At 66.3% G+C, this 17,819-nt stretch carries 14 protein-coding genes and 1 pseudogene; 5 read left to right on the top strand and 10 right to left on the bottom strand.

Annotated elements, in window-relative coordinates; genetic code table 11:
• The first annotated feature begins 48 nt into the window (after window positions 1-48).
• Both NVS83_RS20165 and NVS83_RS20160 read left to right on the top strand, forming a co-directional pair.
• Window positions 49-1,467: an ATP-binding protein gene (locus NVS83_RS20165; protein ID WP_258740922.1), complete on the top strand. Its 1,419-nt coding sequence runs from the start codon at window positions 49-51 to the stop codon at window positions 1,465-1,467.
• Window positions 1,464-2,117, top strand: coding sequence for a response regulator transcription factor (locus NVS83_RS20160; protein ID WP_258740921.1), 654 nt, complete (start codon window positions 1,464-1,466; stop codon window positions 2,115-2,117). The genes NVS83_RS20165 and NVS83_RS20160 overlap by 4 nt, the downstream gene beginning before the upstream one ends.
• A gap of 560 nt (window positions 2,118-2,677) precedes the next feature.
• Here NVS83_RS20160 and NVS83_RS20155 read toward each other — a convergent pair.
• The 3 genes and pseudogenes from NVS83_RS20155 to NVS83_RS20145 form a co-directional block, all read right to left on the bottom strand.
• Window positions 2,678-3,159 (bottom strand): annotated as a pseudogene (locus NVS83_RS20155) (hypothetical protein).
• A 146-nt stretch (window positions 3,160-3,305) separates the two neighbouring features.
• Window positions 3,306-4,799, bottom strand: a complete 1,494-nt coding sequence (locus NVS83_RS20150) for an MFS transporter (protein WP_258740920.1) — start codon at window positions 4,797-4,799, stop codon at window positions 3,306-3,308.
• Window positions 4,800-4,929: 130 nt separating this feature from the next.
• On the bottom strand, window positions 4,930-5,766 hold the full coding sequence (locus tag NVS83_RS20145) for an oxidoreductase (protein ID WP_258740919.1): 837 nt from the start codon (window positions 5,764-5,766) through the stop codon (window positions 4,930-4,932).
• 161 nt (window positions 5,767-5,927) lie between these two features.
• Here NVS83_RS20145 and NVS83_RS20140 point away from each other — a divergent pair, with 161 nt between their 5' ends.
• From NVS83_RS20140 to bdcA, 3 genes are all read left to right on the top strand, one after another.
• The gene (locus NVS83_RS20140; RefSeq protein ID WP_258740917.1) at window positions 5,928-6,821 is read left to right on the top strand and encodes a LysR family transcriptional regulator; all 894 of its coding nucleotides are present in this window, start codon (window positions 5,928-5,930) and stop codon (window positions 6,819-6,821) included.
• Window positions 6,822-7,040: 219 nt separating this feature from the next.
• Window positions 7,041-7,328, top strand: coding sequence for an EthD domain-containing protein (locus NVS83_RS20135; RefSeq protein ID WP_258740916.1), 288 nt, complete (start codon window positions 7,041-7,043; stop codon window positions 7,326-7,328).
• Between the two features lie 85 nt (window positions 7,329-7,413).
• The gene (gene bdcA, locus NVS83_RS20130) at window positions 7,414-8,124 is read left to right on the top strand and encodes an SDR family oxidoreductase (RefSeq protein ID WP_258740913.1); all 711 of its coding nucleotides are present in this window, start codon (window positions 7,414-7,416) and stop codon (window positions 8,122-8,124) included.
• Between the two features lie 604 nt (window positions 8,125-8,728).
• On the opposite strand, the gene NVS83_RS20125 is transcribed toward bdcA, so the two are convergent.
• The 7 genes from NVS83_RS20125 to NVS83_RS20095 all read right to left on the bottom strand — a co-directional run bounded on the left by NVS83_RS20125 (window position 8,729) and on the right by NVS83_RS20095 (window position 17,800).
• Complete coding sequence (locus NVS83_RS20125; protein WP_258740912.1) at window positions 8,729-9,637, bottom strand: LysR family transcriptional regulator; 909 nt, start codon at window positions 9,635-9,637, stop codon at window positions 8,729-8,731.
• 18 nt (window positions 9,638-9,655) lie between these two features.
• Window positions 9,656-11,473 (bottom strand): SulP family inorganic anion transporter, encoded by a 1,818-nt coding sequence (locus tag NVS83_RS20120; protein WP_258740911.1) that lies wholly within the window; start codon window positions 11,471-11,473, stop codon window positions 9,656-9,658.
• A complete protein-coding gene (locus tag NVS83_RS20115; RefSeq protein ID WP_258740910.1) occupies window positions 11,473-12,411 on the bottom strand; it encodes a dimethyl sulfoxide reductase anchor subunit family protein in 939 nt (312 codons plus the stop codon). Before NVS83_RS20115 ends, NVS83_RS20120 begins: the two co-directional genes overlap by 1 nt.
• Before the next feature lie 3 nt (window positions 12,412-12,414).
• Window positions 12,415-13,149: a 4Fe-4S dicluster domain-containing protein gene (locus NVS83_RS20110; RefSeq protein WP_258740909.1), complete on the bottom strand. Its 735-nt coding sequence runs from the start codon at window positions 13,147-13,149 to the stop codon at window positions 12,415-12,417.
• Window positions 13,146-16,073, bottom strand: coding sequence for a molybdopterin oxidoreductase family protein (locus tag NVS83_RS20105; RefSeq protein ID WP_258740908.1), 2,928 nt, complete (start codon window positions 16,071-16,073; stop codon window positions 13,146-13,148). Before NVS83_RS20105 ends, NVS83_RS20110 begins: the two co-directional genes overlap by 4 nt.
• Before the next feature lie 97 nt (window positions 16,074-16,170).
• The gene (locus NVS83_RS20100; protein ID WP_258740907.1) at window positions 16,171-16,929 is read right to left on the bottom strand and encodes an SDR family NAD(P)-dependent oxidoreductase; all 759 of its coding nucleotides are present in this window, start codon (window positions 16,927-16,929) and stop codon (window positions 16,171-16,173) included.
• Window positions 16,907-17,800 (bottom strand): alpha/beta fold hydrolase, encoded by an 894-nt coding sequence (locus NVS83_RS20095; RefSeq protein WP_258740905.1) that lies wholly within the window; start codon window positions 17,798-17,800, stop codon window positions 16,907-16,909. Before NVS83_RS20095 ends, NVS83_RS20100 begins: the two co-directional genes overlap by 23 nt.
• Between the last annotated feature and the right edge of the window lie 19 nt (window positions 17,801-17,819).

The raw sequence follows: 17,819 nt of genomic DNA, 5'->3' as shown, positions 1-17,819 counted from the left end.
CACGCCTCCCGCCCGCCCCAGCGTCCACCCGCTCGCGGGCACGCTTTCATGAACGCCTTCGCGCCCACCCGCACCTCGTGGCGTCCGCGCTCGCTGCGCTGGCAGGTCATGGCCGCCGTGATCGCCATCAATCTGTGCGCCGCTCTGGCCGCCCTGGTGGTGATCATCGCCAATGCCCGACGGGCGACGGAGATAGAGATGCTATCCTCCCTCGCCATTGGCGCACGATTCGTCCAGGAGACGGTCGAGCGAATTGCCGATGAGCAGGGGGGCACGGCTTCGCTCGCCCAGCTTCCGCTGCACATCAACGGTCTGCGCCATGTGCGCATCCGCATCGAGGACGCGCAGGGCAATGGCATCGACCTCGCCCCGGCCTCTCACGACGAGGCGGACGGGGATGCGGACGAGGTGCCGGACTGGTTCACGGCGCTGATCACGGTACCGCCCGCCGAGCGCGACATTCCGGTCGTGGAGAACGGCCGTCGCATCGGAGAGGTCCGGGTGGCGGGCGAGGCGTCCGACGAGATCGCCGAGGTCTGGGAGGACATGACGTCCCTCGCGGTGCTGGCGCTCATCGTGAACATTGCCATCCTCGCTGCGCTCTACCTCGTTCTCGGCCGGCTGCTACGCCCGCTCAAGACACTGTCGCAGGGGCTGCAGGAGCTGGAGGAAGGACGTTTCGATCATCGCCTGCCGCCACCGGCGTTCCGCGAGCTGGCGCTCCTCGCCGAGCGTTTCAATGCCCTCGGGGCCGCACTTCGGCTTGCCCGCGACGACAACCGGCGGCTCAACGAACGCCTCGTTCAGGTGCAGGACGACGAGCGGCGCCAGATCGCGTCGGAGCTGCATGACGAGCTTGGCCCGTGCCTGTTCGGCCTGCGCGCCAATCTCGAATCGCTGGAGCGCATGACTGCGTACGCCCCGGTCGCTTCCGCGGCCGAACGGGTGGCGACGATGGTCGACATTCTCGACCGCATCCAGGGGCTCAATCGCCGCCTGCTGCGCCGGATACGGCCCATGTCGCTCGGTCACGTGCCCTTCGCTGCGGTGATCGCCGATCTAGTGGCGGACTTCGAAGCCCATTCCGCGGGGCGTCGGTTCGACTTCGTCAGCGAGGGGCTTGCCGAACACTATGGAGACAGCATCGAAATTACCGTGTTTCGCTGCGTGCAGGAGACTGTGACCAACGCGCTGCGCCATGGCGGCGCCCGGCATATCTCCATAGAGCTGCGCCACGATGCGGCCTCGGGCATGCTGAAAATGGCGGTGTCGGACGATGGAAGCGGCATGCGGGCGAACGCCCTGCCCGGGCTCGGCCTGATCGGCATCGAGGAGCGCATAGGAGCCTTGGGCGGCCGATGGCATATCGGGTCGACCGATCCGAAGGGCACCCGGATAGACATCCTCATTCCCCTGCCGCCGGCGAACGTTCAAGCAGAGTCGGCGGAGCGGACGGTGATCCAATGACGAGCGTCTTGGTGATCGACGACCATCCCATCGTCCTCCAGGGGTGCCGTCGGCTTCTGGAGGATGCGGGCGTCGAGCGCGTGCTCGAGGCCGGCAGCATCCTGTCCGGCTATCGCCTGTTTCGTCGCGAGCGGCCCGATATCGTCATCGTCGATCTCGCGCTTCAAGGCAGCGGCCTGAGCGGGCTTCTGCTGGTGCGGCGTCTGAGACGATACAGCGCGCGAACGCCGATACTCGTCTTCTCCATGCACGGAGACCCCATCATCGCCAGCCGCGCATTGGAGGCAGGAGCGAATGGCTATGTCCTCAAGGACACAGCGTCCGGCACGTTTCTCGAGGCCTTCGAGCGCGTACGTCGCGGTCTGCCCTATATGAGTCATGACCTGGCCATGCAGGTCGCCATGCTCGGCACGTCGCGGGCTGCACCTCTGGCGGATATCACCCCGCGCGAACTTCAAACCCTCGCTCTTCTCGCCGAAGGAAAGGACTATACGCGGATCGCCGAAGAACTCGGCATCAGCTACAAGACCGTGGCCAACACGTCGTCGCAACTCCGGGTCAAACTCGGTGCGGAAACGTTGCCGGAACTTGTGCGCCTCGCCATCCAGTACATTGCTACCGCTCCAGGGACCCCATTCAGGCGCTCGTAAGCTGGAGAGCAGCGATTTGATCTCGCGCTCTCTGTACGTCGTAAATTTGCGGTTCGGGGCCTCATAGCGGTTAAGCAGGCTGGTGAACTTACTTCTCTTCGGCCTACGGCTTGCACATTCACCACTGGAATAATGTGGGGTGAAATGGTGGTATCTTCATAGAAATGCTAAAAATTTTGCATAAAAATGATAGATAATGCAATTAAAAAGGCGGGCCGCAAGCGCTCGAGAAAAGAACAATGTGTACGCTATAGGCCTATGAAATATGTTGACCTTTGCGGACGTTGGGGGCTGGAAGCCGACAGGCGGCTACGCGCCCTCATCTCTGTCATTGATCCTTCAACTGCCGCAGCCCAAAAGCGGACATCAGCATTCTGGGGCACGCCGGCGCTTTTTGCCATTTCCGGCGTTGGTACATCGCCCAAGATCGGATGATGTCGCTTGACGTGCTACTGCTCCGACCGAGTGGTTTGTGACGAGGGGACATACCTTCAGACGAACCGGGATTGCTCGCGAAAACTTCCAGCGCGCCGCTGCCGGCACATCTGCCGTTTGTCTATTCACCTGGCGGCCAGCTTGTTTAGTGAGGTGCCGGACCCGATCCAGCCCTGTCTGCGCAAATAAATGATCTGGGCTGCCAGGGCGCCCAGGAGGAGCGGTGACTTCGGATCGGTCACCAAAGGATGGCCATCCGGGACGCGACGAAGCGTTTCGCTGACGCTCGGCACCATCAAGAGAAACGCCGTCAGGGTGAGGAAAATCGTCTCGATGTACACGCCAGCGCGGCCGAACTGCGGAATGTGACCGATGCCATAGCCGGCGAGCAGCAGCAGGATCGTCGCCGCGCCGATGCCGTAGCTTATTGGCTCTCGGGCAACCAGAAACACCGTTGTCGCGCCGATGAGCATTGAGAGAAAATAGGCCGCGCCGGGCACAGATCGAGGCACGATCCTGCCGTGTCGGGCGAACATGTAAATGGCGAGCGGAATGGCAGGCAGGCTGCCAAGCGTATGAACCATCCAAGTGGCGAAATACCAAACATATAGGTTGTCCTGTTTTCTGATCTGGTGCGATGGATATACCCGGTCGACGCGGTTCGCGGCTTATGCGGGCGTGACGGTTGTCGGCTCCGATAGAGCCGCGTCATTGGTGCTGGGTGCGTCTAGGCATCTGTCGTGGAAGGGGATCTCAAGCCTCTCCATCGGCCTCGTCTTGCGGAGGAGGCATCCGCCTGACGAGAGTGAGGCTCAGAGCTACGCTTCCGGCGAGACAGAAGGCAATGCAAAGGACCGCGACGACGAGCGCCTGCGTGATGGCGGCTGGATCGGTTCGCGCGCCCAGCACCTGGTAGAAGATGCCACCGATTATGGCGACGCTGAGCGCTGTGCTGACCTGGAGCGTCGAGCTAGCAATGCCGGGGATCATTCCGGAGAACGCCGGCGCGACCTGGCCTATCACCATCCGCATCAAGGTCGGCAGCGCGATCCCCTGACCAAAACCGATGAAGAACAGGAGAGCGGCAAGCGGCAATGGTGCGGGACGCACGCCGGTGAGTGTCGACGCGATGAGGCCGGCGAGACCTAAGAATGCGACAAACTCCAGCCCCATGCCGATTGGATTGACATAGGCGCCGCAGAGCCGTCGCAGAATGGGCGTCGACAGCGGCCCGAGCAGGAAACCGGCACCAAACGGCAGGAAGACGAGACCCGCCTTGAACGCAGTCACATGCAGCGCCTCCTGCAAATAGATTGAGAACAACAGGAAAAAACTGCCGATCGAATAGAACAACAGTGCGATCAGCAGCGTGCGGCCCAGCCCCAGCGCCCGCAAGGCGACCGGATCGAGCAGAGGGGCACCGCCTGCTCGTGCGAGTTGGGTCTCATAACGCCAGAAGAGCCAGGCCAGCAGCGGCACGCCACCGAGCGACAGCCAGGACCACAGCGGCCAGCCAGCTTCGCGCCCCTCGATCAGCGGCACGATCAAAGCACCGAGCGTCAGCATCGACAGCGCCATGCCGCCGAGATCCAGCCGACGTGCGTCGCGCGCCCGTGTCTCTCTCAGCAGAGGGATGCCAAACACAAGGACGAGCAATGCCACCGGCAGATTGACGAGGAAGATCGACCGCCAACCCAGCCCCATAAGGTCCAGCGCGATCAGGAGGCCGCCAAATGCTTGGCCGACTACTGCGGCCAGGCCGAAGACCGCACCATAGACGCCGAGTGCGAGCGACTTCTCCTTCTCCGGGAAAATCGCCTGCACCGAAGCGAGCGCTTGGGGCGCCATCACGGCGGCGGTGATGCCCTGCAGTGCACGTCCGGCGACTAGCACCCAGGGTGACCATGCGAAGCCGCATAGCGTCGAGGCGGCGGCAAAGCCAATGAGGCCGAGAAAGAAAATCCGGCCGCGGCCGAACAGATCGCCAAGCCGCCCACCGGTCGTCAGCGTCACGGCATAAAGCGCGGCATACGAAGAAATGACGAGTTGCTCGGCCGAGGAGGAGGCGCCCAACTCCCCCCGGATCGAGGGGAGCGCCACATTGACGATGAAGAAGTCGAGTGGCGGCAGGAATGCGCCGACCAGCAGGATCACAAACATCGTCCAGCGCCGCGGCTCAAGGAGGGCGTCACGGTCCCCGGCCAAAGCAGCCTTGAGGGCCGCAGCTTCACATGTTGTCGCGCTCATTAGCGTATTTCCGTTCTTGAGCCTGAATGTCGCTTTCGCCGATCAATTCAGGCGGTCCTGTCAGGCGCCGACTGCCGCAGCCAAGCGGGCATGGGCCAGCTCAAGCACCAGTGACCCGCGCGAGCGGGGCCTAGTTGAGCGGGTCGAAATCGGTCGCGATGGAGATGTCGCGCCAGGCAGCAATGTCGGCGCGGAAGGCGTCCAGCTTCTGCTCCGCGATCGCGTGGGCGCGTGGCCCGATCGGAAGGTGCAACGGCGGATGCTCGGCATCGACGGCCTGCAGCATTACGGCGACGGCTTTGACCGGGTCACCCGCCTGCCGGCCGTTGTTGGTCTCGCGGTAATACCGTCTCGCCGGCACCGTCTCGGCATAAGCGGCGATCTCTCGGGCCGCTGTGGCCATCGAACGCCCAAGGAACTCGGTGCGGAAGGGACCGGGCTCGACGATGATCACGTGCACGCCAAGCGGATGAAGCTCCTGTGCTAGCGCTTCAGACAATCCTTCGACGGCGAACTTGCTCGCATTGTAAAATCCAAAACCCGCCGAGCCAGCGATCCCGGCACCGGAGGAGAGATTGACGATGCGGGATCCAGCACGTTTGCGTAGCACCGGCAGGGCGGCCCGGGTCGTCTCGAGCAGGCCGAACACGTTCACCTCGAACATCGGTCGATACTCATCGGGCTCGCCCTCTTCGATCGCGCCGATGAAGCCGAAGCCCGCGTTGTTAACGAGGACGTCCAGACTGCCAAACGCGCTCTCGGCCAAGGCCACGGCCTTTGCAGCGTCGCCGGTGCGGGTGACGTCCAGCGAAAGGCTACGCACCGTCTCTGGGTAGCGTTCAGATAGCGATTTCAGACTATCCGTCGAACGGGCGGTGGCGACGAGACGATCGCCTCGCGCGGCTACAGCCTCGGCAAGTTGCCGGCCCAGGCCCGACGAGCATCCTGTGATAAGCCAGGTTTTCACGATGTCCTCCTTCAGCGTTAGGACCGAACGCTGCCTGGGCCGTCCCGGTTGGGCCGCCAGCGCGCTGCAATCCTCAACGGGATGCGGCGGATATAGGTGAATGGATTTGTTCGATAACTGACAGTATCGTACAGTCTCCGTTCATTTTTGTTGGTGAAGACATGGAGTGGAGTGACGTCAGGATTTTTCTGGCCATAGCCCGCACCGGCACGCTGGGCGCTGCCGCTCGTGCGCTTCATCTGAGCCATCCCACGGTCGGCCGCCGCCTTCGGGCTCTCGAACAAGCCACCGGCCACACGCTGTTTCAGAGAACAGCCGACGGCTTCATTCCGACGGAAGAAGGCAACGCCATCATCGCTCTGGCAGAGCAGATGGAAGAAGGCGCTCTGGCCATCGAGCGCCGGCTCGCCGGGCAGGAGCAGGCCCTTCAGGGAACGTTGCGGATATCTTCCGCCGACTGGTTCGGCGCCTATGTCCTGCCGCCGATCATCGAAGATTATGCGAAGGCCTATCCGCACGTAGATCTGGAAATCCTCACCGGCACCCGCCTGTTCAGCCTCGCCCAGCGGGAGGCCGACATCGCCTTCCGGATCGTCCCATTCGACAATCCAGATGTCGTGCAGCGACGACTGGTCGATCTGCTCTATGGCGTATACGTCGCGGTCGATGCACCAGACCCGGTCTATGGCGACGGCACCGGCTTCCGGCTCATCACCCACGACACCTCTACCGGCCAGTTCCCGGATATTGCCTGGCTCACCCAGAGCTTCCCAAATGCGCGGCCACTTCTGAGGTCGAACAATAGGAACGTGCAGGGGCGGATGAGCCGCCAGGGCATTGGCATCGCTGTCCTGCCGCAAGTGGTAGGAGGACAGATAGTGGGTCTTCGCAAGCTCGATCTGCCGGTAGAGCCGCCCTCACGAGAAATCTGGATGGGCTATCACCGGGATATGCGGCGGCTTCAGCGGCTGCGGGCCTTCATCGCCGTTGGGACTTCTCATATCGCGAAGTTAGGCATCCAACCGGCAACACCGCAGGAGCGAGCGTCAGATTAGACGCAGCCTCGGTCGTACAGGCAGAAATCTGGCGCTTCGAGAGACGGGGCGAAAACTCCGTCTTCCAACGAGCCTAACGAAGTGATGCCGACATCTCGCCAAGTCGTGCGGCGGATGCGGCTGCGCATCTACTCACATAACTGAACGGACGATGTTCAACCCTGTAAGTTGAGGATCATTTTCAATCGATCCAAATGCCGCTCCATGACAAACGCAATCATGATAGTGACCTGCAGCGGCGGCACGTTTTTCGACAAGGACTACTATGTCGACGTTCACCTGCCGTTAGCACTCGCGTGCTGGCAGCGGTACGGACTGGAAAGCGCCACCGCCTTCTTTCCCCGCGATGTCGGCGCTTCGGATGTTGTCTCCGTGGGGATCTACCAGTTCCGCGACGAGGCTGCGCTGCATGCGGCGCTCGCCTCGTCCGAGATCGAGACAGTGATGGACGATGTCCCCCGTTTCACGGACGCCACCGTGTCCCGCACGCTCGGCACGCCGCTCTGACCACGTCGGCTACCGCGGCTAGCAAGACCCGCTCTGATCGAACATCGACAGACGAACTCCCTTCTTCATTCAAAGGTCAATCCCGATGGAACTTTCTGATCGCAATGTATTCGTCGCCGGTGGCAGCCGCGGCATAGGTGCTGCAATCGTGCGCCGCTTTTCCGCAGCAGGCGCGACAGTTTCGTTTACCTATGCGGCCTCTGCTGACGCGGCCATCGCGCTCGCCGCTGAAACTGGCGCAGAGGCGATCCAGGCGGATGCTGGTGAACGCGAAGAGCTGATAGCGGCGATCCGCGATGCCGGGCCGATAGACATATTCGTCTACAATGCCGGCCTGCTCGTCTTCGGTAACCCGCTGACGCTCGACGCCGACGACGTCGAACGCATGATCGACGTCAACGTCAACGGTGCGTATTTCGGCAGCGTCGAGGCCTCGCGAAAGATGCCTGATGGGGGGCGTATAATCGTCATCGGATCCAACACCGCCGATAATATGCCGTTCTCCGGGCTCTCGGCTTATGTGATGACCAAAGCCGCAGTGCAGGGCATGGCGCGCGGATTGTCGCGCGACATGGGCGCACGCGACATCACGGTCAATGTGATCCAGCCCGGTCCGACCGACACTGACATGAACCCGGCGGCGGGGCCGCGGGCGACTTCCATGCTTGGGCCGATGTCTATCAAGCGCTACGGCACAGCCGATGAAGTGGCGAATTTGGCACTGTATCTTGCCGGCCCGCAGGCGCGCGGGATCACGGGGGCCATGCACACGATCGATGGTGGCTTCGCGGCCTGACCATCAACCCCGCAAAATCCTTGGCCGGCCGACCATTTGGATACGTGTCTCCAGCGTTCTCTAGGCGGAAATCAATACGATGATATTGGCAGTTGGGAACGTGCTGTAACGTATTCCCGGCGCCTGTCTGCCATGAAGATCGTCAGCGGTTATCCTTCCGCATCAAGCCAGAAACGAGCCTTGTCAAGTGCGTGTCTGAGCGTCCGGTATGAGGTCGTTGGCATACTGTCCGCTATTGGAGGCTTCAAACGAGAAGCGGAGGTATCTCCGATGCCGAAAGTGACCCAAGATAGCCCCACGATCGCCCATTCAGAGTCGTCTGCTTTGCGCCCCTACCTCGGTCATTGATCTGGCAACGGCCGAGGCCCAAAAGCGGACATCAGCGAGTTGGGAAACGTCGGCACCTTTGCGCGCCCAGGCCGGACGTTCATGCCTCTAATCAACGCCCCCCAAAAAGCGGACGGATCTAACTCCAACTGACTCACAGCCGTCAGATAGTTGGAATCCTGCCTGGCGCGCCAGCACGACCAAATCATCTGAGGCCCGACCGATCCGGCCGTCGCACGGCGCGCCGCCAGAGAACGCCGTCGGCGACAGCGCAGGCTCAGGCGCCCTGCGCCAGCAGTTCCGGATAGGCGTCGGTGACGATGTTGACCAGAGCCTCCGCAGCCCGGCTCGGCGCCCGCTCACGGTTCAGCAACAGGTAGAACTCGCGTTCGGGCAGCGGAAACGGCACCTGCCTCAGCAATCCGGCCTCGAGGCTCGGCGCGGCGACCGAGGCCGAGAGCGCCGTTGCCCCCATCCCGGCCTCGACGGCGGCGCGCACAGCCTCATTCGAGGGCAGCTCCAGCACCACCCGCAGCCCGGAGCCGCTGCGCAGATGCGGCCGCATCGCCTCCTCGAACACCGAGCGGGTGCCCGAGCCGGGTTCGCGCAGCACCCATTCGGCCGTCATCATCTCGGCGATCGTCACGTCGCCCCGTCCGTCCCAGGGGTGGCCCGGCGGCACCAGAACGATGAGTTGGTCACGCGCCACCGGCACCAGGGTGAACCGCTCATTCGGCACCGCCGCCTCCACGAAGCCGATCTCCGCCGCCCCGCTGTCCACCGCCGCGGCCACCTGCGTCGTGTTGCCGACCGCCAGATGGATGTCGATGCCCGGATAGGCGCGGCGGAACGCCACCAGATGGCGCGGCAGCCAGTAGCTGGCGATGGTCTGGCTCGCCTGCACCGCCAGCGTGCCGCGCAGCAGGGTGCCGTATTCGGCCAGCGTCAGCTCGGCCCGCTCCACCCGCGCCAGCACGGCACGCGCTTCCAGAAGGAAGGCGGCGCCCGCCTCGGTCAGCTCGATGTGGCGGCCGATACGGTTGAAAAGCCGGGTGTCGTGCCGCGCCTCCAGCGCCGCGATGGCGTGGCTGGCCGCCGATTGAGCGAGATTGAGCGCCTGCGCGGCCTTAGTGACGTGCTGGCGCTCCGCCACCGCCACGAAGATCCGCAGCTGATCAAGTGTCATGCCATACCCTTCGCGCGATCATAGTGCGCGGGAGGCATCGTTCGAAAGCGCCGATCTCGGAGGCGTGGCATCGCCGCTCTGGTCGGCCGCCGCACCGGGCGCCTGCCCGTCCGCGCAGGCGCGGCATTCGCGGAAGATGCGGGCGGTGCAGCGGGCGCAGATGGTGGCGTCCAGACGCGGATAGATCGCCGCGATCGCCTCGCGCTTCGAGCCGAAGATGTGATCGGCACCCAGCTCGTCGACGAAGCCGGTCCGTTCCCAGACCGCCAAAACCGCGGCGCGGGGGCGGTGGAAATTCAGGTCGCCGCCCGCGGCGCGGCGCTGCGCCAGCTCGTGCGTCCACAGCTCGACGCCGGCGAGGTCGATGAAGTTCATGCTCTTGACCATCACCAGCAGGTGTTTCTGGTCGGAGCGCGCGCGCAACTGCTGCAGACGCCGCGCCACATGGCTGGCAGCGCCGAAATAAAGCGAGCCCTCGATGCGCAGAAGCTTGAGCTGCGGGCACTCGACAACTTCCCCCGGCAGATCCTCGACCGCGGTCAGCGTGCGCTCCGGAACCCGTTCATCGGGCACCAGCGCACGCACCGCCGGGTGCGCTGTACGGTGGAGATAGGCGGCAAGCGCCAGTCCGCTGCCGATCAGGATCGCATGCTGGAAGGGCAGCGCCAGCATTCCGGCCAGCGTCGCCACGGCGACCGCGAAATCCGCCCGCCCGACCCGCCAAAGCCAGGCGAAGCGCTTGAGGTCGATGAGGCCGGCGGCGATGTAGAGCAGCAGCGCCGCGATCGCCGGCAGCGGCAGCCGCTCCAGCAGCGGGCGGCTGACAAAGGCAAGCACGACAAGGAACAGTGCCGAGAGCACCGCCGCCATGGGGGTGCGGGCGCCGGCGAGATAGTTCGGCAGGGAGCGGTTCAGCGAACCGCAGGACACGTAGGAGGAGAAGAACGCTCCGGCAATGTTCGACAGGCCCTGGCCGACGAACTCGCGGTCGACGTCGACATACTCGCCGGAGCGGCGCGCCAGCGCCTTGGCAATCGACACCGACTGCCCGAGCGCGACGATGGAAAGCGCGGCGGCGATCGGGGCGAGCTGCTCCAGCTGCTTCAGCGGCACCACGGGCACCGAGAGCGGCGGCAGCACCGAGGGGATGGTCCCTGCCCGCGCCATCTCCGGCAGGCCGAGGTAACGCACCAGAAGCTCGCTCGCGCCATAGCCGGCGAGCACGCCGATCAGCATATAGGGCAGCCGACGCGAGAGGCGGCCGGCGACAATGGTGACGACCAGCGTGCAGGCGGCGACGATGACCGCGCTCGGATTGGCCTCCATGAAGCCGCCGGCCACCGCCGACAGCGTGGCCGCCACCCCATGCGCGGCGCCGGGCGCGATCCCCAGCGCATCCGGCAGCGCGTAGAGCCCGATCAGCAGCGCCGCCCCGCTCATGAAGCCCGCCAGCACCGGTGGCGCAACGAAATCCGTCACCCAGCCGAGCCTGCAAAGGCCGAGCGCAAGCTGGATGAGCCCGACCATGGCCGTCACCGCCAGCGCGGCGGCGATGAAGCCGGGGGTTCCCGGTACCGCAAGCGGCGCCAGCGCGGCGAGCAGCGCCAGCGAATTGGCGTTGGTCGGCCCCGAGACCACATAGCGGCTCGACCCGAACAGCGCTGCCACGATGCAGGGCACGATCGCGGTGTAGATGCCGTATTCGGGGGGCATCCCCGCGAGGGTGGCGAAAGCGATGCCCTGCGGCAGCGCCAGCACCGCGCCGAGAAAGCCTGCGAGGGCGTCGGCCGGCAGGGTGCGCGGCGACACCAGCACAGCGAGGCGGGGAGCCGTCATCATCGTCCGTAGTACAGCATCACCGTGTGCCGGGCCTCGGCGAAGAACAGCCAGCGTTCGACCAGCAGCCCCGCGAGCTGGGACAGCGCGGCGAGCAAGCTGGCTCCCACCGCCACCGCTCCGGCCGGCGTCAGCGCGGCCAGCACAAGCAGCACCGCCGGCGCGAGGAAGCCGAGGAACTGGGCGATCAGCCGAAGCCGGTCGCGATGCTTGCGCGCGACCCGGTAGCCCATCTCCTTGAGGAGGTAATTCTCCTCCGAATGAGGCCACTCGATGCTCAGCACCCTGCCACCGGGCAGGCCGGTGGCGGAGTTGACCGTGGCCGGAAGGCCGGCCGTGTCGTCGTGCCGCCAGCTTGCCCGCTTCCATGCCCAGCCGGCCAGCGTCAGCGCAGCGGCCGCGCCGGCGAGCACGCTCCCGCCATCACCGGAGGCCGCCAGCAGCGCATTGAGCAGGGTCAGCCCGCTCATCGCCGCATAGAGCAGGTAGCCCGGCAGGGTGAACCGGCTCCGCCACTGCGCGATCGGCGTGAGCGAAGCGTAGATCATGGCGGTACAGCACACCGTCACCACCGCGCCCAGCGCGGCGAGGGCCCCTGCGAGCGCCACCCAGCCCTCGGCGCGGCCGGTCAGCAGCCAGCCGAGCCCGAACAGTCCGGCCGGCACGAAGGTCGCTACCGCACTGATGCCCTCGCGTGAGAGCCAGGAGGAGCGCCACTGCGAGAACGCCCGCCACGCCCGCTCGGGCCGGCCGAGATGGCCGGCGGAGGAGAGCAGCCCACCGGTGATCAGGACCAGCGCCAGGCCGAGGCCGAACAGACCGGGCCAAAGACCTGGAGGCGCCATGCCGGCGAGCGCCATCAGCCCGAGCAGGGCCAGCAGGCCGTAGCCCGCGCCGGTGGCGGTGGTGAAGAGGATGACGGAATAAGCGGGATGCATCGGCTACCTCGACAGCATGCGGTCGACCCAGCCCAGGAAACCGCCCTCCGGCGCGGCGTCCTCCAGCGGTGCCGCCGCGACCGTCGGCGCGCGCTCGGATCGGGCGCGGGGCGGCAGGTAGCGGTTGGTCGGTTCGTACCCCAGCTCGGGCATCAGCGGCACGCCGCCGCGCTCCTCGACTAGCCGCGAGATCGGCGATGCCGGGTCACCGAGGTCGCCGAAATGGCGTGCACCCGTCGGGCAGGCAGAGACGCAGGCCGGCACGCGGTCCTCGGGCGGGATGTGCTCATTGTAGATGCGGTCGACGCACAGCGTGCACTTCTTCATCACGCCGACCTCGACGTCGAACTCGCGCGCCCCATAGGGGCAGGCCCAGCTGCACAGCTTGCAGCCGATACACTTCTCCTCGTCGACGAGCACGATGCCGTCGCGGGCACGCTTGTAGGAGGCGCCGGTTGGGCAGACGGTGACGCAGGCCGGCTCCGCACAGTGCAGGCAGGAGCGCGGGAAATGCACCGTGCGTCCTCCCTCCTGCGTGATGTGCTCGAAGGTGTGCACCCGGTTGAACCACACTCCGTCGACACCTCCGCCATAGGGCTTCACGTCGGTGAGCGGGGCCATATGACCGCCGGTGTTCCACTCCTTACAGGAGGTGACGCAGGCCTGGCAGCCGACACAGGTGTCGAGGTCGATGACGAGCCCAAGGCTCTTGTCGGTCGAAGCGGGAAAGCAGGTCATCGTCCGAACGCCTTGCGGAACTGGGCGCCGAAGCTCAGCGTCTGCGGCGCGGGCGGGATCGAGGGTGGAAGCGGCAGGCGCTCGAAAGCCGGCTGGGTGAAACCGAACTCCGCCGGTGCGCAGCGGCGCAGCCGCACCCGCAGGTCGAACCATGCCGCCTGCCCCGTCACAGGGTCGGAGTTGGAATAGCGCTTGCCGGCGACGTCCGGCGGCAGGAGGTCGCCGATGGCATGGTTGAGCAGGAAGCCGCGATTGCTCTCGCCGGCATCGTCCTTCAGCCCCCAGGCACCCCGCCGCTTGCCGATGGCGTTCCAGGTCCAGACGGTGTTGCGCTCCACCCCGTCGACCAGGCGGATCTGCCCCTTCACCTGGCCGTTGACGCTCTCGATCCATACCCAGTCGTCATCGACGAGACCCAGCTCGGCGGCGAGGTCGCGATGCACGAACAGCCGGTTCTGGCTGGTGATCTGGCGCAGCCACGCGTTTTGCGATCCCCAGGAATGGTACATGTGCATCGGTCGCTGGGTGATCGCCGCCAGCGGGAACTCCCGGTCGTCCACCAGCGTCTGCTCGAAGGGCGGATACCAGAAGGGCAGCGGGTCCATATGCGCTTCGATGCGGGCGCGCTCGCTCTCGGGCGGCTGCACCGCGCCATGGCCGCGCGCGGCGAGACGGAAACGCTGCAGCGGCTCGGAATAGAGCTGAAACACCACCGGCTCCACCTTCGGCACGAAGCCCATCTGCTGGGCGAAGTCGAGATAGGCGCGGTTGGCCATCTTGTAGAAGCGCTGGTCGGCGTCGAGCGTGTGGTGCCAGAAGCCGCCATGGGCGATGTAGCGCTCGAGCTGCGAGGGGTTCGGCGCGCCCCGCCCGATCGCCTCGCCGTCCTCGCCCCGCCAGCCGGCCAGCGGCCCGATGCCCGGCGTGCGCTCGTGGTTGACGATGTAGTCGGCATAGTCGCGGTACTTGGCGCCGCCGTCCTCATTGACGAAGCCGGGCAGGCCGAGCCGCGCACCGAGCTCGATCAGCACACTCTGGAACGGGCGCACGTCGCGGTCCGGCGGCACCACGGGATGGCGGATGGCGTCGCCCGGGCCGTCGGCATGGCTGATCGGGCGGTCGAGCAGGCTGATGCAGTCGTGGCGTTCGAGATAGGTGGTGTCGGGCAGCACCAGGTCGGCATAGGCCACCGTCTCGGACGCATAAGCGTCCGCATAGATGATGTAGGGGATGCGGTAGTTCCCCTCCTCATCCGTGTCGGTGAGCATCTTCATGGTCTCGTCGGTGTTCATCGACGAGTTCCAGGCCATGTTGGCCATGTACATCATCAGCGTGTCGATCGGGTACGGATCGCCTGCCCACGCGTTGCGGATGACCATGTGCATCATGCCGTGGGAGGCGAGCGGCGCCTCCCAGGAATAGGCCTTGTCGATGCGCACCGGGTTGCCCTCGCCATCGACCAGAAGGTCCTCGGGCGCGTGCACGAAGCCCAGCGGCATGCCAGCCAGCGGCGTGTCGGGGCGCCCGCCATCCTTGCCGGCCGGCTTGGGACCGGGCGGCGGCGGCTTCGGGAAAGGCGGCTTGAAGCGCCAGCCGCCGGGCACGTCGACCGTGCCGAGCAGCACCTGCAGCAGATGGATGGCGCGGCAGGTCTGGAAGCCGTTGGAATGGGCGGAGATGCCGCGCATGGCGTGCATCGCCACCGGCCGCCCGCGCATGGTCTCGTGGCGCCGCCCCTGCAGGTCGGTCCACGGCACCGGCAGCTCGATCGCCTCGTCGAAGGCGACATGGGCCAGCTCCGCGGCGATGCGGCGGATCACCTCCGCGGGCACGCCGCAGCGCTCGGCCACGGCCTCCGGCCCGTACGAGGCGTCGAGATAGCGCTCGGCGAGCAGCTGGAACACCGGCACGCAGGCCCGCCCCTCGACGGTGAAGGCACCGGTCAGCGCCGGGGCGAGTTCGGGGTCGTCGAGCGGCATGGCGCGTGCGCGCAGCCGATCCCAGGCTAGCGGGCGGCCCTCGGCGTCGCGCAGAAACAGCCCGTCGTCCGCTTCGCCGGGCGCCTTCACTACCAGCACCGGGGCGTTGGTGAAGCGCGCCAGATAGTCGATATCGACCCGCCCGGCTCGCAGCAGTTCGTGGATCAGGGCGAGCACGAACAGCCCGTCCGTGCCCGGGCGGATGGCGATCCACTCGTCGGCGATGGCGTTGTAGCCGGTGCGGCACGGGTTGATGGAGACGAACTTGCCTCCGCGCCCCTTCAGCTTGCCGAGCCCGATCTTGATCGGGTTGGAATCATGGTCCTCGGCGACGCCGAAAAGCAGGAAGTATTTGGCGCGGTCCCAGTCCGGCTCACCGAACTCCCAGAACGCGCCGCCCACCGTGTAGAGGCCGGCGGTCGCCATGTTTACCGAGCAGAAGCCGCCATGAGCCGCGAAATTGGGGGTGCCGAACTTCGAGGCCCACCAGCCGGTAAGCGACTGCGACTGATCGCGGCCGGTGAAGAAGGCGAGCCGCTTCGGATCGGTGGACCGGATGCGGGACAGCCGATCGGCGGCGATCGACAGCGCCTCCTCCCACTCGATCTCGCGGAACTGGCCGGAGCCGCGGGGCCCGGTGCGCAGCAGTGGCTTGCGCAGCCGGCCCGGGCTGTAGTGCTGCATGATGCCGGCGCTGCCCTTGCCGCACAGCACGCCGCGATTGACCGGGTGGTCCTTGTTGCCGTTGATGTAGCGGACCTGCCCGTCGCGCAGATGCACCTCGATGCCGCAGCGGCAGGCGCACATGTAGCAGGTGGTCTTTGCGACGCTGTCGCCCACCGGGCAAGACGTCTCGACCCCATCGCCTTCCGCGGGAGCGCGCGACACGTGAAGCGGCTGCTGCGTGGGGGCGGCGTTGGCACCCCGGACCTTACCTGTGATCATGCGGCGACTGTGCGGTCCAGTTTGGATTGCGTCTAATATTGGTTTGAGATCGGGATGATCTCGCCGAATGATCAATCGGCACGGAGCGCGGCTTCGCCTATCCCGTGTACCAGCCGCCGTTCAGGTGCAGCGTCTGACCGGTGATGAAGCGCCCGAAGGGGCCGGCGAGGAAGCACACCAGCTTCGCCAGCTCCACCGGCTCGCCCGGGCGCCCCATCGGCACCGGGCGCTGGACGAAGTGCTCGGGCAACGGGCCCTTGCGCTCGGTCGCCATCTGCGCTGGCGAGATGCAGTTCACCGTGATGTTCTCGGCGGCGAACTCGGCGGCCAGCGCGCGCGTCAGCCCGGCAATCCCCGCCTTGGCCGCCGAGACATGGGCACGGTGGCGCACCCCGACATGGGCGGCGACGCCGCCGATATGGACGATGCTTGCCGCCGCGCTCCGCCGCAGCAGCGGCAGCGCCGCCTGATCGCACAGGAAGGCGCTGTCGAGGATGCTGCCGACGATGCGGCGCCACTCGTCGTAGCCGATCGTCTCGAACGGGCCGTCCGCGCGCTCGGCAGCGTTGTGCACCAGCAGGTCGAGCCGACCGAAGCGCGCCTCCACCTCGCCGAACATCGCATCGACCGCCGCCGGATCCGTGAGATCGGCAAAATGGGCGAAGGCCGCCGCCTCGCCGCCGCCCGCTTCCCTGCACAGAGCCACCGTCTCCTGGGCGGCCTCGACCGAGCTCCGGGCATGAACCACCACCCGCGCGCCGGCGCGGGCGAGTTCGAGCGCGATGGAGCGCCCCACATTGCGGGCCGCGCCCGTCACGAGCGCGGTGTGGCCCTCAAGGTCCCGGCTGTCCGCCATGCTTTCCTCCCGTTGCCGGCCCGAATGTTCCGGGCTCAAATGTCCGCATAAGAAAGGCCGCCAGCTCGACGGGCCGCTCCTGCATGATCCAGTGGCCGCAGCCCGGCAGGGCAGCGGTGAGCGCGCCGGGGCAGGCCGCCTCGACCGCGCGGCGGCGCTCGGCCAGATGCTCGCCCACGGTCGGGTCACGCGTGCCCCAGACGGCGCCGACCGGCGCCTTGACCGCCTTCAGCATGCCCAGCGCGTCGCGGGTGCGCGAGAACACGCGGCTGTTCAGTTCTGGCCGGCGCCGGGTGTTGCAGTGCTGGATCTCGACCGCCAGCGCGTCGACGCGTGCCGGGTCGGCGATCATAAAGACCTTGAGATTGTGGGCGGCGACCGAGCGCATCTCCCCCTCGCTCATGCCGGGACGGCGGCTGCGCAGGTCGACCGCGTCGCGTTCCTCGCCCAGCCCGCCGCCGGCGACCAGAACCAATCCGGCCAGTTGCGCGTCCAGACGTCGGGCGAGGTGGACCGCCACCAGCCCTCCGAAGGAGAAGCCGGCGACGTGGATGGGAGCCGGCGCGGGCGCGAGTTCAGCGAGGCCGGCCGCCAACCGGTCGGCCAACAGTGCCGGCGTGGCGTCCGGCGGCACGGGATCGGAATCGCCTAAGCCCGGCATGTCGGGCAGCAGCAGCCGGAATCGGCCTTCCAGCCGCTCCACCATCGGCAGCCAGTGCAGCCAGCTACCGAAGCCCCCGTGTAGCAGTACCAGGGGCGGACCGGCGCCGAAGAGCCGCCAGACCACGCGGCCGCCCTCCGACCCGGTGACGGCGTGCTCGGCCCGCGCATCGGCGGCCTCGATGAAACGGCGCGCCTCTGCGGCATCCATTTGGTGCCACTCCCTCGGC

This window comes from Ancylobacter mangrovi (genome assembly GCF_024752335.1).
Classification (GTDB): Bacteria; Pseudomonadota; Alphaproteobacteria; order Rhizobiales; family Xanthobacteraceae; genus Ancylobacter; species Ancylobacter mangrovi.
Note: the sequence above shows the minus strand (reverse complement) of the source record. Positions and strands in the feature narration are given on the sequence as shown.